This is a genomic window from Bradyrhizobium sp. 190, assembly GCF_023073415.1.
Lineage (GTDB): Bacteria > Pseudomonadota > Alphaproteobacteria > Rhizobiales > Xanthobacteraceae > Bradyrhizobium.
In genome coordinates, this window is the sequence record NZ_JADPJL010000005.1 from 175,498 (window position 1) to 202,122 (window position 26,625).

Genomic DNA, 26,625 nt, shown 5'->3' on the forward strand with positions numbered 1-26,625 from the left:
TTTATGCCGATCACTTTGAACACGAGACTACAGATAGCACTGCGACCATCGATGATATCCCAGCCCAGGCCAATGTGGTTCGATCCTCAATTCAGAGCGAGGACGGCTGACCTCCGTTCTGCAATCAGAAAGATCAGCGGCCTTCTGCTGGATCATGAATTCGCGAGCGGCCGGCGGACGCGAGCGCGGAAGGATGCCGACAACGAAAAGTTCTACGTCGCGGTTGAGGCGCTAGCTTGCAATTTACTTCTTCTAAAGGCGACCGGCAGCGAATCAAAACTCGCCGTTCCCCGGTCACACGATTTTCTATGGCAGGGCAACGCCCGCGCAAATCCGGTCTACGGTCAACACTTCTTGGACGCGATCGATCTCTCGACGGCGGTGGGGCTGGTTGAACAGAGCCGCCGGGGCTACAAAATTTCCGCAAGGTCGAAAATGCCGTCGCTCATTGGGCCTGCGGATAGTCTTGCTGACCACCTGCCGCTTGCACCGCCAGATTGGCGCAGCATCCACCAGATTGACGACCCAGCATTGATCATCCTGAAAGAAGGCAAGGACGAAGACGGCCGGGCCGCTGCTATTCCCTACAGAGAGACTGCCCGAACAAACCAATTGGCAGGACAAATCCGGCGCATAAATAAATTCCTGCGAGATGCAAGTATCGAAATCACCGGCTCAGAGAATGGCCTCTCGCTAGGAAAAGACGGCCAAATTGTTGCGCCTTACCGGCGTTCACTCCGGCGCATATTCAATAATGCCAACTGGCAACATGGCGGCCGTCTCGCGGGTGGTTTCTGGATGTCGATGGAACGTGTTGAACGCAAGGAACGGCTCCGAATTGATGGCCAGCCCACTGCTAGCGCTGATTACCGACAGCTTTTTTCCCGCTTGGCTTACGTTCGTGCAGGCGCCGATCAGCCCGAGGGCGACATCTACGATGTGGCGGGCGACGGGACCGGACGAGATGGCTGGAAGAAACTGATGAATGCGATGCTGTTCTCGGATGGCCGGCTAAAGAATTGGCCAGAGGACACCCGTCAGCACTTCCCGGCCGGTACAAAAGTTCGGGAGGCCATCGAGATGCTCGCCGCGAAGCACCAACCCATCGCGCATTTATTTAGCGCCGGCCTTGGCTTCCAATTGATGCGCATCGAGAGCGATATGCTGATTGAGGTCATCACCCATCTTTTTGGTGCCGGGGTAACCGCCTTGCCGCTTCATGACGCGGTGCTGGTCGCGGAATCTAAAGCTGACGTTGCGGCGAACGCAATGCAGGCAGTTTTTGAGAGATGGTCCACCTCACGCTGCGCGATAGTTTCAGTGGAATTTTCCTCTCAATAACAATAGCTTAGGTCCTTACGCCTCCGCTAATGGAGGGAGAAACTAAGAGGGGGAAACTTGGAGGAGGAAACTTAGAAGCTCTGGGCTCCTCCTGAGGGGCGTCCCTTGTGGTTGCCTCTTAGGAGGGTGAGTGACCATCACCCCTCTCTTAGAGGAGCACCCGGATGGGTCCCTGAAAGACTTCCCTCCTTGTAGAGAGGTCCCGCCCCATCCCATACCCAAAAGGGAGTGGCCGCTTGTATCCCAATGAGTCCCTACGCGAAGGGCAACCATTGAAGAGGGGATGCTGCGCCATCCATCACCCTCGTTACCCCTCTAAGGGCCCAAAGATAACCGGGCAGTGGGGACGTTAGGGAAAAAAGCCACCATCTCGTGATCATTGAGATCTGCCTTCGAGGGTAGTCCTATGGGAGTGTTGAGCGGGACTGGAATGACACCGGACGAACCTTAGGACCGACCACGCGTCTTCTTTCGCGGTCCTGCGAGTCATGCAGGGGAGGACAGAGGTCCGTTGTGGCTCAGTCGCGTCATTTTGGTTGTTGGCCGACTACTCCGGTCTTCCCCTGGAAACGGACATCGTCAGGGCCGGTCGCCATGTCTCAAAGGTACCAGCAACGGACGTCGCCACGGCGGAGCACCTTGGGCTGCGATGGTCACAGTTGTTGGAAGCGTATCTAGCGTTCGACCGGACCATTGAAGCGGGTGAGCTTTCGGTCACTATTGAAGCAGTGCAGCGAATTTCAACGAAAGCAAACCGTTTAAGATCGCTCCTGTTCGATTCGTCCCTTCGAACAGGCCGTCTCGGGCAGATCGGATGATGGCTACCCGTCATTGAACACACCCCCCCTTTTCAACCGTGCGTTTCGCCCTTAGACTGACTGTCAGTGCGCCTACGAAAGCACACTCATGACATATTTTTTGGCGTTCCCCACAGGAGTCAGTTGGCTCTAGCCTAGTTCTACACTTCGCAAAAATTCAAAACGCAGCAACCGGAAGAAAGACAGCTAACTTAGCGAAACTCAGCCGTGAAATGGGAGCAGCGCGTCTGATCGTGCAATGCAACTGAATATCGGTTTTATACCTCAGATTCTGATTGCAGGGGCGATACTCTGGTTTGGCTTGCTTTTATTCATCGTCCTGAAGCGAGAGTTTTTTCGCGGCGACAGATCGATCGAGCAAACGGCACTCGAGCTGACGAACATACATAGAGAATTTTTAGACCACGTACGCGCCAGGCGAGATTCAGAGTTCTTCAGGGCGCAAGTAGATGCACGTGAACTCAAAAAAATGTACAGGGATTTCTTGTGGCGCGTTCAAATTCGGCATCCCCTTCAGTCATTTCAAAGATCTCGAGAGCTCTCGGGCTTTGCGATTACTTATCGCGAGTTTATAGATCATCTCCATCAGTCTGGATTCTTCTTTCGTGAAGGTCATGACGAGGAAGTCTTGCAGGAGGAGTTTCGGCGCTTTCTCGAACGGCGTCCTCGATCCTTGTGGCTTGCATTCGGTGTCGTCGGCACACTTGTACTGTCCGCTCAGTTTGCGGTCGCCGCTTCACCTGCAGTGTTGGTAGTTGGCGGATTGCTGGCTGCCTCTTCACTATATCGAGAGAACGAAATACCAAATCGGGCTTATTGGAACACTTGGTTCGAATATGACGACGGATTGCCGCAAGACGCGCTGACTGTTGGCAACCGCTACACGTTCGTCCTCGACCTTTCGCCATTCGAATACGCCAAACTGCGCACGGCTCCGGTCGCGACTTCGGGAGCCAGTCCCCAGATCCAAAACTTGCTCGACGAGACAAAGCGGAAGCGGCTCACCCTGATGATCAAACCGTTGCTCGCGGGCGGCAGTGGTTTACATTTTTCCCGAGAGGTGGGCATCACCGCCCTAGAGGCGAAATTAGAGCGTATTCGGTATCCGAACTACGAGGAGGCAAACCGCTATGCGAGTGGTGTCGGGTCACCTGCCGACCTTTCGAAGAATGTGGCGGCCGACACATTACGGTTTGATATTTTTGCAGACGCGCCGGGCTGTTCTGCCGTCGTCTTCTCCATTTTGGACGTAACCCAACGCGTTCCGCTTGACCATCTCGTGCGCTGGGTTGCGATCGCCAACCCGGGACAAGAGGCACCCCCCTGTGGAGACCGGCAGATCTACGGAGGCCTGGAAACTCTGCTGGAAGTGTCGCTCGATGTTGAAGCAGCTGGAACTGGCCACCTTGCGGCGGCTGCATTCCATATCTTCGAGATCAACGAAGAGCACAGTTTCGTTGTATTCGCAGACGCGCGGCCTGACCGAAAACGCGTTTATGCGTGGGAAACCGAAGAAAGCATCATCAAGCTTGTGAACGAAGCATCGAGGTTGCCATTGCTGATTAAAGAGGCTCGTGACATGGCGGTGAAGGGAAAGCCAGGAAGCTATGCGAAGGTGGCCAATGAACTTGCCAACGTGCTCTTTGCCGGGAGGGACTCGACCGAGGATGAAGCAAGGAAGGCCAAGCAGGCATTCAAAGAACTCGTGGAGCAGTCGGCAACGCGTCCAGTTATTGTAACGCGCGCGGTTTCCAATAATCTTGTCGGCGGGAAGAACCAGAGCTTTTATGTCCCGCTCGGAATTCTCGGCGCGAAGGCAGCGACGCCGGACGGCGCGGAAGCGGTCCTGAAGCAACCTATCACTGTAGTGCAGCCACTGCCTCGAGAGCGGTACGCAACCAAGAACACCTGCATCCATGAGTGGACTTTCGGGGTCCCAAACAAGTTGCAAGATGTCAGGGAGAATGTCGCCGATTTGATGCCGCGAGATCGGCCGGGGGCCTGGTTCCATGATTTTGCGGAACTGCAGTCATACCTGTTAGGCGACCAGCGGAGCGACGGCCCGCCGGAAAAGAGCCAACTCGGACAGGGATTTCTCCTTCTCGCTCATCATGGTAGAGGACATATGTGGTTCGAACGAGAGCAAGATCGCGTGATCGTGTCGAACGTCCGTCGTAGGTATCCCGCAGGAAGTGTCGGAGTGTTCGCTGCCTGCGCGGTGACAGCCGCTTACGACGCCGGATTCTTGCAGCAGTTTAATGCGCGTGGAATTGACGCGCTCATTGCGTCGCCTTTCTCGATCCCAGCAACCTATGGTACTCGGCTGGCCGCCGAATTTCCGGGGGCACTGCAGGAGCTGACGGAAAGTAAGGGTGTGCCTACCATAACCGATCTGTTCAACCTCGCTCTTGAGCGGACCGCCAGCCGTCTGGCGCGCGACTTTGGGAAGGGACGATACGAAGAAATCGGACTCGAATACATGCTGCTCGGAAATCCCGGGCTGGTTCTGTGCGACAAAACCGGAGCACGCAAGCAATGATGTCTCGCCCTGATTTCGCGGCCTGCCTGGGTCTCGTGGTGGGATTGGTGCTTTTTAGCACTACTGCGGTGACGCAAAGCCAGCCGACAGGTCAACTGACACCTGCGGATGAGCCTGCCATCGCCATTACCCCCTATCGGACTCCGCCCGCGGGATCGCGTTATCTGGTGTTCATAAGCGATCTGCATTTGGGCGTGGGGCGGAGACCGGACGGGAGTTGGGATCCGACCGAGGACTTCCGGTGGCCAAAAGCGCTCGACGGTTTTTTGCAGGAAGTGTCCCGCCGCGGGCAGGACCAAGTCGATCTCGTCATCGTGGGTGATTTCCTCGAACTGTGGCAGCCGCCCGCGAGCATTCCTTGCAAAGGTACAAGCGCGGATCTCGGTTGCACCCTGGACGAGATGGAATCGCTTTCACGTCTGGTAGTGGCTGCCCATTCCGATTCCCTGAGTATCTTACGCGCTTTCGCCGAGCGGGGAGAGAACCGCTTGCATGTCGTTCCGGGCAACCACGACGCCACATTGCGCTACGAGCGCGTATGGCGACCACTCGGAGAGGTGCTGAACGTAACGAGCGGCCGCATTAACCTGGTCGAAAGCGGCATTTGGACCTCACCTGACGAGCGGATCGTCGCAGAGCACGGCCATCAGATCGGGATGGATGTCAACCGGTACGAACAGTGGCCGCGCATCGTTCGGCGAGAAGGCGGTCTCCAATACGTCATTCGGCCATGGGGAGAACTCTTCGTGCAGAGACTCTTCAATGAGCAAGAAGAGACGTATCCCATCATCGACAACCTAAGTCCAGAGAGCGCGGGCGCGCGTTATCGAGCCGCCGACCGCGGACTTTGGGGCTCCGCGAAAGACATTGCACGCTTTATCTTTTTCAACCTCTGGGAGACGTCCCCTAAACAGCGCGGAGCCTCCCTTGGCCCAGAGGCGATCGACAAGCGGGAGTGGAGTATTAAGGTCGCGCGTACACTTGGGGCTGATCTGTTTCTGAAGGCATTGCCACCCGAGGATGAACTAAGCAACCAGATACAAGCGGGCGGGAGCAACGCAGAAGCCGTCAAGGCCGAACTGGCCGCGATGGCGAAGAGTATTTCTCGCGTGCCTGATGAGGCCATTCTGCACCTGTGCGATCTGGTTGCCGATCGGGGAACACCGCTCTGTGCGGACCCCGAACTTGGCCAATTGGGCCAGCATTTGTTCCTGGCCAAGGCACAGATTCTGAGTCGGCATTTTCGAGCGAGGCAATTGCAGTTCCGCGCCATGCGCGTGTTCATTTATGGCCATACGCACCAATTCGAGACGCCTTGTTCCGTGGCGTTAAACGATCTAATAAGTATAACTGTGGCCAATACCGGGGCCTTCCAGCGGCTGATCGATGAAGAAGGTTTTCTACGTGTCATCGGCGGAACACCGCCATGGGAGGGACTGCGTACCTTGCGTTTGGAACAGCTGCCGCCGCGCTACACGGCGGTCATCGTGGCAGACGCCAATTCCAATCCGGAGGTTTATGCTTGGCATATGCCGGAAGATGGCATCGGCGCGCTAGTAACGGCCGAAGATGGGCGTTGCCGGTAAATGTGTGCACCACAATAGTTGTCGTAGCCTGCTCGTCGTTCGCGGTAGCCCGGACCAAGGTTACGACAGCAGAAACGCGAGGTGTCATGTCCTCCATGCTACTACGAATGCACTATTCGCCTTTGTGCATCTCTTCCAGACTGATCTCACAAACATGCTAAGCTCTTCTAATGCACGGAGATGCTCAGCGCCGGCAGAACCATGAGCGGGGCTGTTCGGAGTTGAGCTTCGGTTTGCGCGACTTCAATGAAGTGTGGACCCACCTGAAACTTGAAGAGCCTAAGCCGTGGATTAATTTTGTTCGGGTGCATTGCTGCACGCGCGACAATCATCCGATCAGTGCTGGACCACCTCGCCAAATGCTGGCGGATGTCTCTTGTGGGTCAACAGCGGAAGTGAAGCGGTTATATTCAGTCAGTACTCCTGGCTAAAGTTCACATCTTAAAGGCGATAGTACCGCCAAATGTTGAGTAGTATTCTCTGTGGCGTTGACCGGGTCGTGATCTAGACTGCTGAGACCTCGAAGCGGAGCACGGCGAGGTCAGCCGGCGCGGCCTCCATGGCGAACGCTCTTGTTATTCACAAGGATCGTTTTCCTCAGTCACTGAGGAGTCTTCGCGCGGCACAATACGTCCGCATGTCCACAGAATTTCAGCAATACTCTATCGAAAATCAGGCTGTGGTAATCGCTGCCTACGCACAGTTACACAATCTCTCAATCGTCCGCACCTATCGAGATGAAGGCGAGAGCGGCCTCACTATCAAGAATAGAATGGGCCTAGCCCGATTGGTCGATGATGTCCGGTCTGGTAATGCCGATTTCGGTACTATTCTCGTCTTTGACGTCAGCCGTTGGGGACGGTTTCAGGACGTTGATGAGAGCGCGTACTACGAGTTCATTTGCAAACAAGCGGGAATCAAAGTTGCCTATTGCGCGGAGCAGTTTCAGAACGACGGTAGCCTGATTTCGCAGATCATTAAAAACATCAAGAGAGTTATGGCTGCGGAATACAGCCGAGAACTTTCAGCGAAGGTTTATGCCGGACAGTCTCGCTTCGCGAAGCTCGGATTCAAAATGGGCGGCAGAGTGGCCTATGGCTTAGAGCGAGTCGTAGTAGACGAACAATCTCAGCCAAAAGGCATTCTGAAGACGGGAGAGCGCAAGTATCTGAGCACCGAGCATGTGAGAATCCGTCCTGGGTCGCCGGATGAAATCGCGACTGTGAAGTGGATTTTTGACGAATTCGTTCGGGGTACCACCGAGAAGAGGATTGCACGGGAACTAAATCTGCGAGGTGTGCCGACAAATCACGGGGGGCCATGGCGTCGAACCTTCGTCACTGACCTTCTTAGAAACGAAGTCTATATCGGAAACCTCATTTACAATCGCGTAGGCCAGAAGCTTGGAAGCAAAAAGAACCCGAATCCAGAAAACCTTTGGATCAGAACGGAGGGCTGCGTCGAACCTATCATCGGTCGAGATATGTTTATGCGCGTGAGAACAATCATGCAGGAGCGTCGCGTCGACATCTCAGAGGACGAGATGTTAGCCCGCCTCCGTCGGGTTCTGATGAAGAGAGGGAAGCTCTCCATGGCTATCATCGACAAGACGGTCAGTCTCCCTTGTTCCCGTACATACCTGAAACACTTTGGCAGCCTTCAGAACGTCTATCGGTTGATCGGATACACCGGTAGCCGTTGGTGGGATGCTATGGAAATTCACAGGCGTTGGTCAGCCTTGAACGCGGGAAATGCCGAGCTTCTTCGCGAGAGATTTCAGAAGATGGGATACACGGCAACTTTTGACCCAGCTATAGAATGCCTGCGAGTGAAAGGGGTCGGGAATATCTGCTTTAGGTTGGCCCGATGGCAAGCATTTTATGAAGATCATTCGTGGCGATGGGCGGTTCGGCGTAGAACGAAGTCACCAGCAGGATGGATGGTCGTCACACGGCTAGGTAAACACAACAAGGAAGTTCTGGATTACCTACTGCTGCCTTCAACATCCTTCCAAAGAGTTTGGCTGACTTTTTCGGACAGAACTCGCGGGGCACACAAGATAGAAAGCTTCGCGAGTTTCGCAGACCTGGCTCGATCGGTCGTCCGGCGCCTGAGCAAACATAGACCTGTCAACCATTGAAGCGGCTAGGCTGGTGGTAATCGGACTGGGAACTGAGTGCGTTAAGTTGAGCAGCATGTCGCGGACTTCGTGGCAATCGCACTGCTTGTCTCCGCGCCTTCGGTTTGAAGGTCACTTCGGATCACAAGTTGGGTCACAAGCGGACAGACTCCGCCTGATCGGATCGCGCCCGCTCAGCCCGTGAAAGCCGAGGCAGTAGATCCGCCACTTGAGGACCGCTATGGGTCAATCGCGTCGGTTTGACGGTGTACCGACGACTTCCGCTCTACCTCTATAAACATACATCGTTACCGTGCGTCGGCATGTCTCAAATGTGCCAATTGCCGACCTTCGCCAAGCTCATCGCGAAGGGCCGAGTTGCGCCGACCTGCAGCGGCAACAGAGCAGGTCTCGTGGCCGCCGCACCCGTGCAGCAGCCTATAAAGTCGCGGTTAGAGGATTGCAGTACCCCTGACGACGCATAAAGATGAACTGAATCTAGAGAGGTATAAAAATGAACTGAATCTAGAGGCGTCGGTAGAGTTTGATAATGGCCATCAGGAGTCTCGATTTCATACGCAACGGTCAAATGTCCGGAAAGGGTCGAACCCGGTATCTCCTTCACATCCCACCCGACTCCGACCGATCCATCAAACTCTCACGTATCTGATTAGGCCAAACCCGTGGAGTTTCTGATCAAACTCCGGCCAGGCCCTGTCTGCTGTGGCTCGCAGATGAGAGAACAGACGCTCCGCAAGCTGCGATCCCCAGTTCGGCGTTGCAGCCATAGCGCAAGGACCCCGCCCGACCGCCCCACATATAATCCTGGCCGCCACGCCGGTTACGAAAGCGGTCGCAAACGAACTTCCAAAAAGAGCATCATTCGAACTGAATGACTGACCGGGCGCCGTCGCGAGCGTTGCACCGGAATGCCGGCCACCTGGTGCCAGGATATAACGGTTGGCCGGCACGTTGTGGTACCGAGACTCCTCCGCCGGCTGGCGGCGATCGAGATCAAAGGAGCCGACTGCGAGCACCTCGGGGAAGCTCGCCGGCATCTTGACTTGTCTGTCATGGTTTCCGGCAGCAGCGATTAAGGCGCGGTTATGTGCAGAGTTACCTTGGGAGAATTGCTTGAAAAAATGCGCGAGTTGCTCGGCATTCACGCTGGCCGGGACGTTAGTGCCGCAAACCGAGCAAGGTTCGCCATCACAACTTACGCTAAGGCTCATGTTGAGAATATGGCAAGGACCCGCAGCCTCGGCCAGATATACCCCCGAGATGAGAGTGCCGATTGTACCGGTCCTGTCCATCACTTTAACTGAAAAAATCTTTGCCGCCGGCGCTATACGGTTGATTATGTAAGCCACAAGGCTACCGTGGCCGAATCCATCGGAAGGTGCCACCCCGGGATTGGCAGGAACTTGGCTGTCATACTGCTGAAGATCTAAAGATCCTGGGGTGGTAAGCATACCAGGGTCGATCCCACTGTCGAGCACCGCAACGCTACAGCCGCTTCCGCATATCTCGGCGGCGGCCGTGGCTCCGACAAACTCAATAGCTTCGTCAACTGCACTCCTATTCAGCTCAATCGGCCCTGACGGTCTGATGAGGAGATCGGGACATGCGGCTTTAACAAAGGTGCCCGTCCTTAGCTTCCGCGAAGCCTCTTCCTCTCGGCCTTCAGGGACGCGTAGAACCATCGGCAAATATCCAAATTTCTTCTGGAATGAGACAATCGAGCTGCCGAAACCATAATGTCTCAATATATCTTCGACGGTATACAATATCTCAAACGGTATGTGGTCTAAAGCATCTCCGAGATATCCACTGGACTGTTTTGGATCGAAGTTCGGAGATATCAGAATTTGACCGGGAGCAAAACATTCCACGGCCCTAACTCCAAGTCCATTTCAGGCTAACCTTGAAATTTGCACCTAGAGTTCCCTTGGCCACGAACGGGACTCCTGCTTCTCCCCCGGCGTTGACGCCGAACTCTATTGCACACTCCTTAGGCTTCGCTGGCATTGTATTGAGTCTATCGACGAACGATGCACATGACTCTTCAATTATGTCCGCTATACCCTTTAATGTCTCCTGTGTTGCGTTGAGAAATCTTTCGGGAGACATCTCGGGTCTTAAGCCCCCACCACTTGGAGCGGCGACCTCGATCTTAAAGGCCACCTTTGTCGCCGCCTCTGGAGGTTGGTTTTGCGCTGGATTGGTCATCTGTCCTGGTCCCTGCATCACGATCTGCATCGACGACTGGCACAGCGGAGACGCGGATATTCGCGAGGAATTTTGCTTGCGCGTGTGAGCTGGTTCACACTTGGGTGAATTTTCTTTTTCACACTTGGGTGAGTTTTCTTTGATAGGGTAGATCGCGATGGCGGTCCTAGGCACTTAGATGACCGTGGCTGTCTGCTTTGGGTCAAACTCAGAAGTCCAGCCGGATAACAGGAAAGTCCCCTTCGCCTCCAAGGGCGGACATCGTCTGCTGGGCCTGTCAGGTCCGAAAAGTGCCACTAACGAAGTTTCCCCGCTGTCTACCTCAGCAGGTTCGTCTTCGACAGCAACCTTTAGGAGGGTGCTCAAAATGACCGGCCTGACACCGGACGAACTCTAGGGTCTAACCCCGCGTCCTCTTTTGGGGCACCAGCAGCCGGTCAGGCGTCGTCTTCAGCGCACGAGCCAAGCGGGCCAGAACAACAATCGTGCAGTTACGCGTGCCGCGCTCAACCTGGCTGATGTATGTGCGATCTAACCCCGCCTCCAAAGCTAAATCCTCTTGGGACAGCCCAAGATTCTTGCGGGCCTTCCGAACGGCCACCGCCACCACGTCAATGATGCCTGTCTCGTCTTCCATCTCCGGAAGCAGGCAGTCATGGTGACTTTCGGTCTACGGACTATGAGTCCCATTGTTTCGTTGAGCCATGATGACTATCGTCTACAATTGCGGCGTCCGTTAATGAGGAACGCAGGAATGGCTACCACCGAAAATATTTCCCCCAAGGCGCAAGAGACCGAACCCGTGAAGGCGCTCTTCGACCTCGCCAGCTATTGGGCGACCATCTGGGGATTCGTCGCGCTCTGCCTTTGGCTCGAACACCGCGTGCTCACCGCCTTGGACATCCAATCGGACAGCATCCAAATAGCCGTCCTCGGGGCAAGCACAGTGGCTATATTTTGGCTGACGCTCAATCGTGTCGAGAAGGACCCAAAGGCGCGGCTCATCGTGGATCGTGCCCGGTATATCGTGATCCTGGCCGCAGCGGTCCTGCTCGGGGCATACCTTCACGCGACCCACAAAGATCAGTCGTACGAGAGCCACCTTCGCGATGGCGCAGTCCTCGCTTGCGCCGAGATTGCGGCCTGCAAAGAGTCCGTGACCCAATACGCAAACACGCGATAGGCGGCTGGGCGATGTCAGCTCGTGGCTGCAAAGTAGAGAGAACTTCGAGCGCCAAGTCTCCTTCCGCCAACGTTTAAGAAGCGTTGGGGGCAGCCGTTAGGGGCGGCGTTGGGGTACGTCGGTTACCCGGTGCAATCAAACCCAATAATTTCAATGACTTGGTGACGTTCCGAAGCTTTGGCTGGGGAACTAGGATTCGAACCTAGACAAACAGAGTCAGAGTCTGTTGTGCTACCGTTACACCATTCCCCAATAATTGCTCAGTGACATCAATAGGTTAGGTGGATGTCTAGGCAATCGGCTGGAAGCGGGATTTTTGCAAATCACCGCTTTCGCTGGTGCGTCGTTCTACTCGCTCGGTCCGGGCCTTGGCAAGCGCGGAAGGAGGGGGATTTTCAGGCCGGGCGGCATCCGCGATCCCTTCATCATGACCTGGCCGAAGAAGATCGCAGGCAAAGGCGAGGTGCGCCACCAGTTCGTCCATGCCTGCGACCTGACGCCGACCTTGCTCGACCTGATCGGCATCGCGCCGCCGGTCGAAATTGGCGGCGTCGCGCAGATGCCGATCGAAGGCGAGAGCTTTGCGCGCTCGATTGCCGATCCAGCCGCGCCGTCAAAATCTTCGCCGCAATATTTCGAGATGTTCGGGCATCGCAGGATTTGGCAGGACGGCTGGAAGGCGGTTTCCTTCCATCCCTCGGGCACGCCGTTCGAGAACGACAAATGGGAGTTGTTTCACCTGGCGAAGGATTTTTCGGAAACGGACGATTTGACGGCGCAAGAGCCTGAGCGGCTTGAAGCGATGATCAAGCTGTGGTGGAGCGAAGCCGAGAAGCACAATGTGCTGCCGCTCGATGACCGGTTCGGCCCGCGTTTTGCGGAAAATGCCGCGCGATTCCATGGCGCACGCAACAAGTTCACGTTTCATGCCGGCATGGGACACGTGCCGACCGACGTCGCGCCCGATGTGCGCAGCCGCAGCTACACCATCGAAGCCCATGTGGAAATTGAAGAGGGAGGTGCCGAGGGCGTGCTAATCGCCCACGGCGATGCGACGTCAGGCTACAGCCTCCACATCAAGGACGGCTTGCTGGTGCACGACCTCAATATCGGCGGCGGCCATGAGATCGTGACCTCGAACCGCAAGGTGCCACCAGGCGCGCACCGGCTCGGCGTGCAAGTCGAGCGTCTGTTGCGCAAGGAACCGCCGGCCAAGGGCTCCCGCACGGGCGCGACGGCCTATACGCTCCTGATCGACGGCGAACCGGCAGGCTCGATCCAGACCCAGTCTGCCTTCAACAATTTCATCTCGTGGTCCGGCCTCGACATCGGCCGCGACCGTTCCAGCCCGGTCTCGCACTATGAGGCGCCGTTCGAATTTACCGGCCAGTTGCTGCGGGTGACGGTCGATATGCATGACGACCAGAAGCTGGACGGTGAGGGGGTGGGGGCGGCGGAGATGGCAAGGCAGTAGCCGATCAAACCTCAGCTGTCGTCGCCGGCCTTCGCAACTGCGCACTTGGGCGGGCGATCCAGTATTCCAGAGCCTTTAATGATTGAAACGATAGGCTGCGGCGTACTGGATTCCCCGCCTACGCGGGGAATGACACCTTATGTGGGGCGACCCCGTCACGCTGCTCGTCGTACCGACGAAACCCGCCTTACTTGATCTTCTCATATGCCGCGGCGAAGTCGGCCAGCGGCATCGGGATGGTGATGGTCTCCTTGGCCAGATTCTGGAACGACACTTTCAACTGCTTGCCGGATTTCAATGCGGCCAGCACGTCGGGTGAAATCTGGAGGTTGGCGTAGCAGCCGCGCGCCTCGCAGGTCTGGATCTGCAGCTCGGACGTCTTGCCGTCGTCGACCTGGATTCTGGCGCCGGCCGGCAGGTTGAGCCCGAGCGGCAATTGCACCAGCGCGATCGGCGCGCGGGTTTCGGCTGATACACGGATATTGATCAGCACGATCAGCTGGCCGGTCTTGGTCAGGACCGCGCTCTGCTCGATCGCGCATTCGAGCGGTGCGCCGCGGCTTGCGCTGCTGCACCGCGCAACCCAGCCGGGAGGCGCTGGTGTATTCGCTCCCTCGGCCGCAGCGGCGGTGGGGCCCGGTGTCGCCTGCGCCACGGGCGGGGCGTTATTTTTGGCCTTGGGCGCCTGGGCGTGGCTATGGCCGCATAAACCGAAGGTTGCCGCGGCAGCGACCGCAAATTTAACTAAAATTTTCACTGAACCGGCTCCGAAATGAACTACCTTCGGTAGTGTCGGTTCCCGTGCAAAGTCAAGTCATTCGGCCGCCTGCTTGACCGAGCGGTGAGCGTCCAGATGCGCATCATGGTCAGGATCGGACGAACGGCCCCATCGTGCAAACGCGTTCGAGAGCCGGTCGAGATAGAGATAGACCACCGGCGTCGTGAACAGCGTCAGCGCCTGGCTGACGATCAGGCCGCCGACCATGGCATAGCCCAGCGGCTGGCGAATTTCCGATCCGGTGCCGGTACCCAGCATCAGCGGCACGCCGCCGAGCAATGCCGCCATCGTCGTCATCATGATCGGCCGGAAGCGCAGTAGCGCCGCCTTGCGGATCGCGGCCTCGGGCTCGAGCTGCTCGTCGCGTTCGGCCGTGATCGCAAAGTCGACCATCATGATGCCGTTCTTCTTCACGATGCCGATCAGAAGCACGATGCCGATCAGGGCGATCAGGCTGAAGTCGAACCCGAACAGCATCAGGATCGCGAGCGCGCCGACGCCGGCGGACGGCAGCGTGGACAGGATTGTGATCGGATGGATGTAGCTCTCGTAGAGAATGCCGAGGATCAGGTACACCACGACGAGGGCTGCAAGGATCAACAGCGGCACGGTACCGAGCGACTGCTGGAACGCCTGCGCGGTGCCCTGGAAGCTCGAATTGAGCGTTGCCGGCGCACCGAGTTCGACCATCGCCTTCTGCACCGCGTCGGTCGCCTGTCCCAGCGCCACGCCCTGCGCGAGGTTGAAGCTGATGGTGATCGCCGGAAACTGGCCCTGATGGCTGATCGACAGCGGCCGAACCGGCACGCTGGTCCAGCTGGCAAAGGTCGACAGCGGCACCTGGTCGCCCGTCGTCGGCGATTTCACATAGATCTTGTTCAGCGTGTCGAGGCTGCCCTGCAGCTCCGGCAGCACCTCGAGCACCACCTTGTAGGTGTTGAGCTGGGTAAAATACTGCGTCACCTGGCGCTGCCCGAACGCGTCATAGAGCGTATCGTCGATCAGTTGCGGTTGGATGCCGTAGCGCGCCGCGGTATCGCGGTTGATCTTGAGCTCCAGCGTGGTGCCGTTGGTCTGCTGGTCGGTGGCGACGTCGCGAAGCTCCGGCAGCGTCTGCATCTTCGTCAGGATCTTCGGCGCCCATTCGTTCAGTTCGGCAAGGTCGGCGTCCTGCAGTGTGAACTCGAACTGGGTTCGCGTCGGCCGCCCGCCGAGCCGTACGTCCTGCGCCGCCTGCATATAGAGGCGGGCGCCTTCAACCTTTTCCAATTGGGGACGCAGGCGGGCGATGATCTGTTGCGCGGTCGCCTTGCGCTCGTCGCGGGGTTTCAACGTGATGTAGAGACTGCCGTTATTGCCGGCCCGGCCGCTGCCACCGATCGCCATCGCGACCGAGGCCACATCCGGGTCGGCCTGCACGATCTTGCCGAGTTCCTCCTGATGCCGCTTCATATCAGCAAAGGAAATGTCCTGGCTGGCCTCCGAGGTGGCGGTGATCAGGCCGTTATCCTGCTGCGGAAAGAAGCCTTTTGGGATGATGACGAACAGGTAGACTGATAATCCCAAGGTGACGAAGAAGATCATCAGTGTTGTGAGCTTCCAGCGCAGTGCGAGGTCGAGGCCGCGTTCATAGGCACGCAGCATCGCATCGAAGGCGCGCTCGCTCCATTGGTAGAACCGGCCGTGCCTGGTTTCGCCGTGCGCGCGCAGGAAGCGCGAGGCCATCATCGGCGTCAACGTCAGCGATACGATCATCGAGACGAAGATGGTCATCGCGAGCGTCACGGCGAATTCGCGAAACAGCCGCCCGATGATGCCGCCCATCAGCAATAGCGGGATCAGCACCGCGACCAGCGAAATACTGATCGACACGATGGTGAAGCCGATCTCGCGGGCGCCCTTGAAGGCGGCGGCGAGCGGTTTTTCGCCTTCCTCGATATAACGCGTGATGTTCTCCAGCATCACGATGGCGTCGTCGACAACGAAGCCGACGGCGATGGTGAGCGCCATCAGCGAGAGATTGTCGAGCGTATAGCCGAACACCCACATCAGCGCGCAGGCGCCAAGCAGCGCCAGCGGCACCGTGATCGTCGGGATCACGGTGGCCCAGAAGCTGCGCAGGAAGATGAAGATCACCATGACGACCAGCGCGATGGTCAGTAGTAGCGTGAATTGCACGTCCTCCACCGCGGCGCGGATGGTCTGGGTGCGGTCGCTGATGACCTCGATCTTGATCGCCGGTGGAATCGCCGCCACCAGCCGCGGCAGCGTCGCCTTGATCTTGTCGACGGTCTCGATGACGTTGGCGCCGGGCTGCTTGAATATCACGAGGAACACGCCGCGCTTGCCGTTGGCCCAGGCCGCCTGCTTGGCGTCCTCGGGCCCGGTGACGGCTTGGCCGATATCCCGGATCCGCAACGGGCCACCGTTGCGGTAGGCAATGATGACGTCGTTCCAATCCTTGGAATCGGGCAACTGGTCGTTGGCGTAAATGGTGTAGGCGCGGCGCTCACCGTCGATATTGCCCTTCGGGCTATCGACGGTCGTGATCGCGATCTGGCTGCGCACGTCCTCCAGCGACAGACCCTTGGCCACGAGTTTCGCCGGGTCGATCTGGATGCGGATCGCCGGTTTCTGCTGGCCGCCGATGATGACCTGGGCAACCCCCGAGATCTGGCTGATCTGCTGCGCGAGCTGGGCATCGACGGCGTCGCTCACCGTGGTCAGCGGCAGCGTGTCCGATGTCGCCGACAGCAAGAGGATCGGCGAGTCCGCCGGGTTGACCTTGCGATAGGTCGGCGGCGAGGGGAGGCTTTTTGGCAACTGGCCGCTGGCGGCATTGATCGCGGCCTGCACGTCGTTGGCCGCGGCGTCGATCGGGCGGTTCAGATCGAACTGGATCGTGATCGCCGCCGTGCCGAGGTAGCTGGTCGAGGTCATCTGCGCGACGCCGGGAATCTGCGCGAGCTGGCGCTCCAGCGGCTGCGCCACCGACGAGGCCATGGTTTCCGGGCTGCCGCCGGGCAGCGAGGCCGAGACCTGGATGGTCGGGAAGTCGACCTGCGGCAGCGGTGCGACCGGCAACAGCGGATAGGCGACGAGGCCGACGAACAGGATGCCGGCCATCATCAGCGACGTGCCGATCGGATAGCGAATGAAGGGCGCCGAGATTCCCTGGCTCATTCGCTGGTCACCTTGGCTTGCGTTTGATCCGAGCTGGCGACCGCCGTCGTCACCAGCGTGCCCGGCTGAACCTTGAACTGGCCGGCCGTGATCACCTGCTCGCCGGGCGACAGCCCTTCGTCGACCACGGAGCGGCCGTCGATCGCGCGCGTGACCTTGACCTTGCGGAGCTCAGCCTTGTTCTCCTTGCTGACCGTGTAGGCGTAAAGACCATTGGGGCCATGCTGAACGGCGTCGTCGGGAACAACGGTGGCGTCCTTCAGCGTCGCAATCAGCAGCCGGGTCGAAACCGATTGGCCCGGCCACAGCGCATGATCCTTGTTGTCGAACACGGCCTTGAGCCTGACGGTGCCGCTCGACGTATCGACCTGGTTGTTGATCAGCGAAAGCGTGCCGGTCGAAAGCACCCGCTTGCCGTCGGTGGAGAGCGCGATCGTCTTTGGAGAACCGGCGGTGAGTGCGGCCTTGATATCCGGCAACTGGTCTTCCGGCGCGGTGAAGATCACCGCGATCGGTTCGATCTGGGCGATGGTCACGATGCCGGTCTGGGTCGCTGCATTGACGATATTGCCGACATCGACCTGCCGGAGCCCGACGACACCTGATATCGGGGCCTTGACGGTGGCGTAATCGAGCTGAGTCTGCGCGTTTTCGATCAGCGCGGTGTCGGCCTGAATCTGTGCCGTCAACTGTGCGACGGTGGAGCGCTGCGTATCGGTCTGTTGGCGGGTCGCGAACTCGCCGAGCTTGGTAAAGCGCTGCAGGTCGAGGCTGGCGTTGGCGAGATTGGCTTCGTCCTGGGCCTTCTTGGCCTTGGCCTGATCGAGGGCGGCCTGGAATGGCCGCGGATCGATCTCGACCAGCGTGTCGCCTTCCTTGACGAACTGGCCCTCCTGAAATGCGATCCGGTTGATCTGGCCGTCGACGCGGGTGCGGACCACGACGGTGTTGAAGCCTTGCACGGTGCCGAGGCCGGTCAGATAGACCGGAAAATCGGCCTTTTCGACCGAGCTAATCCGCACGGGGACGGCGGCACGGGCAAGCGCGGGCTTCTGAGCGTCAGCCTGCGCCTGATGATCCTCGCCCTGGAATCGCTGCCAGCCCAGATAGCCCAGCGCAGCGATCGCTACGATCAGCAAAACCCAACGGATGGCGCGCGACCTAGACATGGCTGCTCATGGCTTGAAGGAAGTTTTCCCAGCATTGCCGATATAATGTCCGCGCGCTTGCCCTGTACAAACACTAAGGCTTGAGAATCCTAAACAATCGGAAAGGTTTGAAGCAGCAGTCGAGCAGCGTTATGCGCCAATACAAAATGGAGCTGATCGCGCGCGTCGCCAACGGTTCGTCCGATCCTTTGTGATTCCTCGCCGGCTTTCGCGATGAGATCAAAGCTGTGCTGAGGGGAGAGTGAGCATCGCCGGCATGGACAACACCGATCGCGTCCGGCAGGTCACGCAATCGACGGTCGATGAATAGTTCTCGCCGATAAAGTCGCTGAGCACCTAGTGATAGTCATGAAGCGACGATGCAACTAATGCCTGATTTTACGGCGTTGCCTGCGTCTCTTTAGCGGCGCCTCCAAAGCAGCTTTAGAACCATTTCAAACTACAGATTAGAATCGCTGTGATCTGAACGGATTCAACCGGAGTATCGGCCCAATCGCGTTGACCCCAAAATTTTCGCTCGGTACCTACCGCGAGGGACCATAGGCTGGTCGATTTGCCGAAAAAAAATTGATCAGGAGGACTTGATGAATCTTGCAAAGGCACCGAGGTCGCTTCGCCTTGAAGCAGCGGTAAGCGCACTCGGTCAGAAGGTCTCCGCTGTTGCGAGGTCGCGCGCACGTTCGGCAATCGCGTGCTGTCGGCGCTGACCGCCAGTCCGAAATTCCTCTCGGCGGCGATCCCGCTGCAGATCTTTCCGCCGCTATTTGATCGCTACGTGGCCTCCGGCGGGCACCATTTCGGCCTCCATGTCGACAACGCGGTGAGGGGAGATCGTCTCACCGGCCAGCGGATCCGGACCGATTTGTTGGTGACGCTGTTTCTGTCGGAGCCGGACGAGTATGACGGGGGCGAACTGGTGGTCGAGGATCTCTATGGTTCCCACGAAATCAAGCTCGCGGCCGGGGACCTCGTGCTTTATCCTGCGTCTAGTTTGCATTTGGTAACGCCCGTCACACGAGGTATGCGCGTGGCGTCTTTTTTCCGGCTGCAGAGCATGGTACGGGATGTTCACGCCCGCAGCCTGATCTTCGATCTCGATACCTCGATCCAGGCCCTGGTGGAGCGGCTTGGGCGAGACGACCCTGAAACGGTCAAATTGACCGGTATCTATCACAACCTGATCCGCTACTGGGCCGAAGTATGAAGAACATGTCTCTTTCTCGCGTGACGACTTTTGCGATGATTTTCGCGCTGGCGATGCTGTCGCTGGCGGGGTCGTCGTCGGCCCAGCAGGGCACGACCCCTGCGGCACCATCAGCACCCGTGGCCCAGCAGGCGCCTGCCGTATCGCAGGTGCCCGTTGCCCCGGCGGCGCAGTCAGTTCAGCCTGCCGCGCCTTCCGATGCGGCGGCGACGCCGGCCGAACGTGAAGGAAAGCTTTTGAAGGCCGCGGCCGCCGAACTAAAAGAATTGTCGCCGTGGACGATGTTCACGTCGGCCGACGTGGTGGTCAAGGCGGTCATGATAGGCCTTGCCTTTGCCTCGCTGGTGACTTGGACCATCTTCATCGCCAAGATGCTTGAACTGTCCGTGGTTCAGCGCAAGGTGCGCTCGGCTCTGGCCAAGATCGCCGACTCGCGGTCGCTGGCAGAAGCGCAGTTCGCGCTGGGCGCCAAGGGCAGCGTGCTGGCGTCCTTCCTCGCGGCAGCGATGCGCGAGGCGCGGCTGTCGGCCGGCATATCGAGCGATGCCGGCATCAAGGAGCGCGCCGCTTCCAGTTTTGCCGAAATCGTGCGCGCCGAGGCGCGGCGGATCCGGCTCGGCATGGGCCTATTGGCAACCATCGGCGCAACGTCGCCCTTCGTCGGACTGTTCGGCACCGTCTGGGGCATCATGAACAGCTTCATCGGCATTTCGAAATCGCAGACCACGAACCTCGCCGTAGTGGCGCCCGGCATCGCCGAGGCGCTGCTCGCCACAGCGATCGGCCTGGTTGCGGCGATCCCCGCCGTCATCATCTACAATCACTTTTCGCGCGTGACCAAGGGCTACCTGGAACTGGTTAGCCGGGCGTCAGGCGCTGCAGGGCGCCTATTGTCGCGCGATCTCGACCGCACGCACGTCAGCGGCGGGCAGCGCGGCCGTGGGGCGGCGGAGTAGGCGATGGGCGCTTCGATTGCAGAAAACGACCTTGATGACGACAGCGATTTTGCGGAATCGCACGAGATCAACGTCACGCCCTTCATCGACGTCATTCTCGTCCTGCTGATCATCTTCATGGTCGCGGCGCCGCTATCGACCGTCGATCTGCCGATCGATTTGCCGACATCGACCGCAACGCCGCAGAAGAAGCCGGACAAGCCCACTTATGTGAGCATCAAGCCGGATCTCTCGGTTGCGATCGGTGAGAACATGGTGAAGCGCGTCGACCTGGTGCGCTCGCTTGATGCGATGCCGGATGCCAGCAAGGAGCGCTACGTCTTCCTGCGTGCCGATCGCGCCGTGCCCTATGGCGAATTGATGGACGTGCTCGAAATCCTGCGCGCCGGCGGCTATTCCAAGCTCAAGCTGGTGGCGCTCGAAGGCGTTCCAGATGGAGCGGCGTCGCAAGCGGCGCCGGCAAAGCCTTGACCGGTCTCGACGAGCAAAAGCCATCCCGGCGGCTCTGGATTTCCGCAGCGGTGATCGCGCTCGCGCTTCACGTCGGCGGTGCGGCGCTGGCGATTGCGCATTTGCAGACCGAGGAAGCCGATGACGCGCTCGGCGCAACGGCGATCGAGATCGGACTCGAAATGGCCGCCGTGCGCCGTGAGGTGACCGACCTGCCGCCGGGTCCGGACACCGATGCTTCCGCAGCGTCGCCCCAACTCGCCGAGCAGCAGGCGGAGGTGAAGGAAACCGACCTGCCGCAGGACAAGCCGACGGAGCCGGAAGAGGCCGACCGGGCGGTGACGGAGAACGAGTCGAAAAAGCCCAAAGAGGACGATCCGAAGATCGCGGCGGTGCAGACGCAGGCGTCCACCGAGTCGATTGCTGCCGAAGCCACCGCGACGCCAAGTTCCGAGGAAATGCCGGAAGGACAGCGTTCCGTCGCGCCGGTAATCGGCACCGGCGAGAGCGCGCGGCGTGCACGCGCGACCTGGCAGAAGGAGCTGGTCGCGCATCTCGACAAGCACAAGCGCTATCCTAAGGAACGGCAGCAAAAATCCGCCGAGATCCAGATTCGCTTCACGCTCAACCGCATGGGCCACGTGCTCTCGACCGATATCGAAAAGGGCTCGGGCGATCCGGCCTTCGACGAAGCGGCGCTGGCGATGGTGCGGCGCTCCGATCCGGTGCCGATGCCACCGCCTGTCATCGCCGACGAAGGCCTGACTTTCACCCTGCCGGTGATCTTCCGCGTCAAGACCAAGAGCTGACGCCTCGCATTACCCGTTAGATCGGATAATGCTGAGGTCCGGTCTCGATCGTGATCCAGCGCAATTCCGTGAATTCGGCAATGCCGGCCTTGCCGCCGAAGCGGCCATAGCCTGAAGCCTTGACGCCGCCGAACGGCATCTGCGCCTCGTCGTGAACGGTGGGACCGTTGACATGGCAGATGCCGGAATCGATCCGTTTGGCGATCTCGAATGCGCGGGCAATATCGCGGCCGAATACGGCGGCTGATAGCCCGTATTCGGTGTCGTTGGCGACGCGCACGGCTTCGTCCACACCGTTGACGCGCACGACGCAGACGACAGGCCCGAACGACTCCTCGCCGTAGATGCGCATCGACGAGTTGACGCCGTCGATGACCGTTGCGGACATCAGCGTGCCTTCGCTGCGGCCTCCTGCGACCACCTTGGCGCCCTTGCTGACGGCGTCATTGATCAAGGCCTGGATGCGGGCCGCGGCATCGGTGCCGATCAAGGACCCCAGCGGCGCGTTGCCCTTGCGGGGATCGCCGGCGACCAGCGATCCGGCTTTCGCGGCCAGCTTTGTCACGAACGCGTCAGCGATCTTCTCGTCGACCACGAGGCGCTCGGTCGACATGCAGATCTGGCCCTGGTTCATGAAGGCGCCGAACGCAGCCGCGGCCACCGCGGCATCGATATCGGCATCGTCGAGCACGATCATCGGCGCCTTGCCGCCGAGTTCGAGCAGCGCCGGCTTGAGATATTTGGCCGCGACCTGCGCGATGATGCGGCCGACGCGCGTCGAGCCGGTGAAATTGACCCGGCGCACGGCGGGATGGCCGATCAGCATTTCGATCAGGGCAGGGGCATCTTCCGGCGCGTTGGTGATGACGTTGAGGACGCCCGGTGGGAGGCCGGCGTCGCGCAGGCATTCCGCGATCAGCCGATGGGTGCCCGGACAGATTTCGGAGGCCTTCAGCACCACCGTGTTGCCGCAGGCCAGCGGCAAGGCGATGGCGCGCACGCCGAGAATGACCGGCGCGTTCCACGGCGCCATGCTCAGCACTACGCCCGCAGGCTGGCGAACGGCCATGGCGATGCAGCCCGGCTTGTCCGAGGGGATGACCTCGCCTGAAATCTGCGTGGTCATGGCGGCCGCCTCGCGCAGCATGCCGGCGGCGAGGTGAACGTTGAAGCCGGCCCAGCCGGCGGTCGCGCCGGTTTCGGCGGCCATCAGTTCGATGAACTGCGGTGCCTTCGATGCCAGAAGATCAGCGGCTTTCAGCAGGATCGCGCGCCGCGCATTCGGGCCGGTGGCGGACCAGGCCGGGAAGGCGGCTGCGGCTGTGTCGGCTGCCCGCTTCGCATCCGCGATCTGGGCTGCCGCGGCGCGGCTTGCGATGTCACCGGTGACCGGGTTGAGCCGATCGAACGTTGCGCCGTTCGACGCCGGGACATCCTTGCTCTCGAGCAGCAGCGAGATTTCGTACATGGCTTTCTCCTTTGGCGTGGCGTTACGATGATGGTGCGGTGGTCGGCGGGGCACCGCCGAGATAGGCGCGCTGGACGGCTGGATCGGCCTTCAACTGATCGGCAGTGCTGTGCCCGACGATGATGCCGTTTTCGAGCACATAGCCGCGGTCGGCGATCCGCAGGCTCTCCTGCGCGTTCTGCTCCACGAGCAGCAATCCGACGCCGGCCTCGCGTACCCGTCGCAGCGTGGCGAACAACTCCTGCACCATAGCGGGTGAGAGCCCGAGCGAGGGTTCGTCGAGCAGCAGGATATCCGGATTGGACATCAGCGCGCGGCCGATGGCGAGCATCTGCTGTTCGCCGCCGCTCATGGTGCGCGCGATCTGGGCGGCGCGTTCGCGCAGGCGGGGAAACAGCCCGAGCACCTGTTCGCGCCGCGCCGTTTCGCCGTCGCGGGCGCGCTTCGGGTTGGCGCCGAGCAGGAGATTTTCCTTCACCGTCAGGTCGCCGAAGATGCCGCGGCCTTCGGGCACCAGCGCCAGCCCGCTTTCGACGATCTCGTGTGCCGGGAGCGCCGAGATATCGCGGCCGGCAAGGCTCACCTGCTTGCCCGGAAGCGTACGCACGACGCCCGCGATGGCTTTCAGCAGCGAGGTCTTGCCCGCGCCATTGGCGCCGAGAATCGTCACGATCTCGCCGCGCCCGACGTTGAGCGCGACGCCGTCGAGCGCGCGATGCAGGCCATAGGCCAGGCTGAGATTTGCGACCTCAAGCATCGGCGGCCACCCCGCCGAGATAGGCCTTCACGACGGCCGCATCGCTCAGAACATCAGCGGTTGCGCCCTCGGCGATCTTGCGGCCGCTGCTCATCACGACGCAACGATCGCAAAGCGCGCGCACCGCGTTCATCACGTGCTCGACCAGCACGATGGTGATGCCATCAGCCTTCAACGACCGGATCAGGTCGATGCCTATCATGAGTTCGGATGGATTTAAGCCCGCGAGCCATTCGTCGAGCAGCAGTAGCCGCGGCTTGGCGGCGAGGGCGCGTGCGAGCTCCAGGCGCTTGCGGTCGATATAGGTGAGGTCGGCCGCCGGCCGCCGGTCGTGCCCGGCAAGGCCGACGCGATCAAGGAGCGTGTCGATCCGAACCTCCGCCTCAGTGGCGGGCAAATGCGGCTTCTGGAATGCCAGCCCCGCTTTGATATTCTCGCGGCAGTCCATGCCGTCGAGCACGCGGACGAGCTGAAATGTCCGCGCCAGGCCAAGCCGCGCGATTCGGTACGACGCAAGGCCGGCGATGTCCCGGCCCATCAGGCGGACGGTGCCGGCATCGGGACGCAGCACGCCCGACATCAAATTGAGCGCCGTCGTCTTGCCGGACCCGTTGGGGCCGAGCAGGCCCATGATCTCGCCTTGCGCGACCGCAAAGCCGAGGTCGTTGACCGCGACCAGCCCGCCGAACGCGCGCCGCAGGCCGGCGACCTCGAGTACCGGTGTTCCGTTTTCCCGGCTCATGCGGCCACCCGTCCGGTGGCTTTGCCGCCCGCCGTCGCCGACAGCTTCTCGAACAATCCCGCGACGCCCCGCGGCAGCATGTAAACGATCAGCAGGAAGATGCAGCCGAGGATGATCGTGAACGTATTCGGAAAGCGCGCGCTCAGGAGCTCGAACAGCAGGGTCAGCGGCACGGCGCCGAGCACCGGTCCCCACAGCCGGTGCGCGCCGCCGAGCAACGCCATGATCAGCACCTGAAACGAGATCATTGAATTGAAGGCGATCGATGGTTCGATATAGGTCCATCGCGGCGCCATGATTGCGCCGACCAGCGTCATGACGGTGGCGCTGATCGTGAACAGGGCGACCTTGGCGAAGGTGGTATTGATCCCGCAATGTTTTGCGACGGTCTCATCTTCGCCGATCACGCGCAGCGCAAAGCCGAGCCGCGACCGCGCGATCAGCCAGCCCAGCAGGAATACGGCGGCGGTGAGCGCCAGCAACTGCCAGTAAATATCGGCCTGGGTGATGTCGACGAAGACATAGCGGCCGAGCACGCGCGACTTGTTGACCTCGAACCAGACCACGAGCTGGCGGATCAACTCCGTCAGTCCGAACGTGAAGATGACGAAGTACACGCCGCTCAGCCGCAGCGTCGAGAGCCCGACAATGGCAGCCACGAAAGCGCCGAGCGCCGCGGCGATCAGCAGCACCAGCGGCCAGGGCAATATCTCGCCGAGCACGGCGACGGTGTAGGCACCGATGCCAAAGAAGGCGGTTGTTGCCAGCGAGACGTAGCGTGTGGGCCCAGAGAACATGCCCCAGGCCGTAGCCAGCACGGTGTACTGCAAGAGGCTGATGGCGAGCGCGAGATAGTAAGCGTTGCCGAGACGCGGCACGAAGGCCAGCAGTACAAGGGCTGCCAGCGCGAGGACGCCAAGGCCTGCGGCTCGCGCGTTCATCGTGTCGCCCTGCCGAACAGCCCGGCCGGCTTCACCAGCAGCACGGCGAGAAACAGGGCGAAGTTGACCGCTAGCGTCAACCCGGGATCGACATAGGAGGCAACCAGTGACTCGCTGAGACCAAGCGCTAGGCCCGCAACCAGGCAGCCGAGCATGTTGCCGACGCCGCCCATCACGACGACGATCAACGCCTTCATGGTGAAGACCACGCCGGATGACGCGCTGAAGGTGAGGAATGTGCTGACCAGCACGCCGGCCGCGGCGACCAGCGCGCCGCCCAATGCAAAGGTCAGGGCAGAGGCCTGTGGAACGTTGATGGCGACAAGCTGGGCGGCAAAGGGATCGACGGCAACGGCGCGTACCGCCGTGCCGGCGCGGGTTCGTGTCAGCGCCAGATAGAGCACAAGGCCAAGCAGGATGGTGATGCCGAGCGCGGCGAGGCGGTTGGCGGCGACGGTCTCGCCGAGAAACTGCACCGGGAAGGCGAGGAACGAGTAGCTGTAATAGGCGCCGCCGAACAGCGCCAGCATCGAGCCCTGAATGACGAAGGTGAGCCCGAAGGTCGCGAGAATGCTGTCGACCTCGAGCGCGTCGCGGTTGGGCGCACGGCGCACCAGCGGCGTGAGCAGCAGCTTGTAGACGATGAAATTCAGCAGGAAGGCCGCGGGAACGACCAGCGCCAGTCCGACAAACGGACTGACCGCCCAGCCCGTGAACAGCCAGTGCGATGCAAAGGCAGCGGCGATCAGAAACTCGCCGTAGGAGAGATTCATGATGCGCGCAACGCCGTACTGGAGCGTGAGCCCCATGGCGATGAGCGCATACATGCCGCCCAGCATCAGGCCGGTCAGGATAGCGTTCGTCATGACAAGACCGGCC

20 protein-coding genes, 1 tRNA gene and 1 pseudogene are annotated in these 26,625 nt (G+C 59.9%); 10 read left to right on the plus strand and 12 right to left on the minus strand.

The annotated features are described in order from the left end of the window. Positions 1–72 precede the first annotated feature (72 nt). From IVB22_RS02060 to IVB22_RS02075, 4 genes are all read left to right on the plus strand, one after another. Positions 73–1,341: a hypothetical protein gene (locus tag IVB22_RS02060; RefSeq protein WP_247515650.1), complete on the plus strand. Its 1,269-nt coding sequence runs from the start codon at positions 73–75 to the stop codon at positions 1,339–1,341. A gap of 1,056 nt (positions 1,342–2,397) precedes the next feature. Then, a complete protein-coding gene (locus IVB22_RS02065) occupies positions 2,398–4,698 on the plus strand; it encodes a hypothetical protein (RefSeq protein WP_247515651.1) in 2,301 nt (766 codons plus the stop codon). Continuing rightward, positions 4,695–6,284: a metallophosphoesterase gene (locus tag IVB22_RS02070; protein ID WP_247515652.1), complete on the plus strand. Its 1,590-nt coding sequence runs from the start codon at positions 4,695–4,697 to the stop codon at positions 6,282–6,284. The genes IVB22_RS02065 and IVB22_RS02070 overlap by 4 nt, the downstream gene beginning before the upstream one ends. A 559-nt stretch (positions 6,285–6,843) precedes the next feature. Continuing rightward, positions 6,844–8,424: a recombinase family protein gene (locus IVB22_RS02075; RefSeq protein WP_256467368.1), complete on the plus strand. Its 1,581-nt coding sequence runs from the start codon at positions 6,844–6,846 to the stop codon at positions 8,422–8,424. Between the two features lie 629 nt (positions 8,425–9,053). On the opposite strand, the gene IVB22_RS02080 is transcribed toward IVB22_RS02075, so the two are convergent. From IVB22_RS02080 to IVB22_RS02090, 3 genes are all read right to left on the minus strand, one after another. Continuing rightward, complete coding sequence (locus tag IVB22_RS02080) at positions 9,054–10,295, minus strand: S8 family serine peptidase (protein WP_247515654.1); 1,242 nt, start codon at positions 10,293–10,295, stop codon at positions 9,054–9,056. 4 nt (positions 10,296–10,299) lie between these two features. After that, entirely contained in the window at positions 10,300–10,632 is a 333-nt protein-coding gene (locus IVB22_RS02085) for a CU044_2847 family protein (protein ID WP_247515655.1), read from the minus strand. Between the two features lie 400 nt (positions 10,633–11,032). After that, complete coding sequence (locus IVB22_RS02090; RefSeq protein ID WP_247515656.1) at positions 11,033–11,269, minus strand: helix-turn-helix domain-containing protein; 237 nt, start codon at positions 11,267–11,269, stop codon at positions 11,033–11,035. 117 nt (positions 11,270–11,386) lie between these two features. Here IVB22_RS02090 and IVB22_RS02095 point away from each other — a divergent pair, with 117 nt between their 5' ends. After that, the gene (locus tag IVB22_RS02095) at positions 11,387–11,815 is read left to right on the plus strand and encodes a hypothetical protein (RefSeq protein ID WP_247515657.1); all 429 of its coding nucleotides are present in this window, start codon (positions 11,387–11,389) and stop codon (positions 11,813–11,815) included. Between the two features lie 178 nt (positions 11,816–11,993). On the opposite strand, the gene IVB22_RS02100 is transcribed toward IVB22_RS02095, so the two are convergent. Beyond that, a tRNA-Gln gene (locus IVB22_RS02100) sits at positions 11,994–12,067 on the minus strand. Between the two features lie 64 nt (positions 12,068–12,131). On the opposite strand from IVB22_RS02100, the gene IVB22_RS02105 reads away from it, so the two are divergent. Beyond that, positions 12,132–13,289: a sulfatase/phosphatase domain-containing protein gene (locus tag IVB22_RS02105; protein ID WP_247515658.1), complete on the plus strand. Its 1,158-nt coding sequence runs from the start codon at positions 12,132–12,134 to the stop codon at positions 13,287–13,289. Positions 13,290–13,476: 187 nt separating this feature from the next. Here the strand turns inward: IVB22_RS02105 and IVB22_RS02110 are convergent, their stop codons facing one another. From IVB22_RS02110 to IVB22_RS02120, 3 genes are read right to left on the minus strand one after another with little or no spacing between them, the layout of a single operon-like run. Continuing rightward, positions 13,477–14,046 carry an invasion associated locus B family protein gene (locus IVB22_RS02110; protein ID WP_247515659.1) on the minus strand — a complete coding sequence of 190 codons (570 nt, stop codon included), beginning with the start codon at positions 14,044–14,046 and terminating at the stop codon, positions 13,477–13,479. Positions 14,047–14,103: 57 nt separating this feature from the next. After that, positions 14,104–17,250, minus strand: coding sequence for a multidrug efflux RND transporter permease subunit (locus IVB22_RS02115; RefSeq protein WP_247515660.1), 3,147 nt, complete (start codon positions 17,248–17,250; stop codon positions 14,104–14,106). Continuing rightward, positions 17,247–18,419 carry an efflux RND transporter periplasmic adaptor subunit gene (locus tag IVB22_RS02120; protein ID WP_247515661.1) on the minus strand — a complete coding sequence of 391 codons (1,173 nt, stop codon included), beginning with the start codon at positions 18,417–18,419 and terminating at the stop codon, positions 17,247–17,249. Before IVB22_RS02120 ends, IVB22_RS02115 begins: the two co-directional genes overlap by 4 nt. 664 nt (positions 18,420–19,083) lie before the next feature. On the opposite strand from IVB22_RS02120, the pseudogene IVB22_RS02125 reads away from it, so the two are divergent. The 4 genes and pseudogenes from IVB22_RS02125 to IVB22_RS02140 all read left to right on the plus strand — a co-directional run. Continuing rightward, positions 19,084–19,623 (plus strand): annotated as a pseudogene (locus IVB22_RS02125) (Fe2+-dependent dioxygenase); the annotation flags it as partial. Beyond that, entirely contained in the window at positions 19,620–20,579 is a 960-nt protein-coding gene (gene exbB / locus IVB22_RS02130) for a tonB-system energizer ExbB (RefSeq protein ID WP_374207436.1), read from the plus strand. The pseudogene IVB22_RS02125 and the gene exbB, both read left to right, overlap by 4 nt. Positions 20,580–20,582: 3 nt before the next feature. Beyond that, positions 20,583–21,050 (plus strand): TonB system transport protein ExbD, encoded by a 468-nt coding sequence (gene exbD / locus IVB22_RS02135; protein WP_247515662.1) that lies wholly within the window; start codon positions 20,583–20,585, stop codon positions 21,048–21,050. After that, on the plus strand, positions 21,047–21,838 hold the full coding sequence (locus IVB22_RS02140) for an energy transducer TonB (RefSeq protein ID WP_247515663.1): 792 nt from the start codon (positions 21,047–21,049) through the stop codon (positions 21,836–21,838). The genes exbD and IVB22_RS02140 overlap by 4 nt, the downstream gene beginning before the upstream one ends. 16 nt (positions 21,839–21,854) lie before the next feature. Here the strand turns inward: IVB22_RS02140 and IVB22_RS02145 are convergent, their stop codons facing one another. The 5 genes from IVB22_RS02145 to IVB22_RS02165 are packed head-to-tail and all read right to left on the minus strand — an operon-like array spanning position 21,855 to position 26,612. After that, the gene (locus tag IVB22_RS02145) at positions 21,855–23,306 is read right to left on the minus strand and encodes an aldehyde dehydrogenase (RefSeq protein WP_247515664.1); all 1,452 of its coding nucleotides are present in this window, start codon (positions 23,304–23,306) and stop codon (positions 21,855–21,857) included. 22 nt (positions 23,307–23,328) lie between these two features. Next, complete coding sequence (locus tag IVB22_RS02150) at positions 23,329–24,063, minus strand: ABC transporter ATP-binding protein (RefSeq protein ID WP_247515665.1); 735 nt, start codon at positions 24,061–24,063, stop codon at positions 23,329–23,331. Further along, on the minus strand, positions 24,056–24,805 hold the full coding sequence (locus IVB22_RS02155) for an ABC transporter ATP-binding protein (RefSeq protein ID WP_247515666.1): 750 nt from the start codon (positions 24,803–24,805) through the stop codon (positions 24,056–24,058). The genes IVB22_RS02150 and IVB22_RS02155 overlap by 8 nt, the downstream gene beginning before the upstream one ends. Further along, positions 24,802–25,746 carry a branched-chain amino acid ABC transporter permease gene (locus tag IVB22_RS02160; protein ID WP_247515667.1) on the minus strand — a complete coding sequence of 315 codons (945 nt, stop codon included), beginning with the start codon at positions 25,744–25,746 and terminating at the stop codon, positions 24,802–24,804. The genes IVB22_RS02155 and IVB22_RS02160 overlap by 4 nt, the downstream gene beginning before the upstream one ends. After that, complete coding sequence (locus IVB22_RS02165) at positions 25,743–26,612, minus strand: branched-chain amino acid ABC transporter permease (protein ID WP_247515668.1); 870 nt, start codon at positions 26,610–26,612, stop codon at positions 25,743–25,745. Before IVB22_RS02165 ends, IVB22_RS02160 begins: the two co-directional genes overlap by 4 nt. Positions 26,613–26,625: the final 13 nt, after the last annotated feature.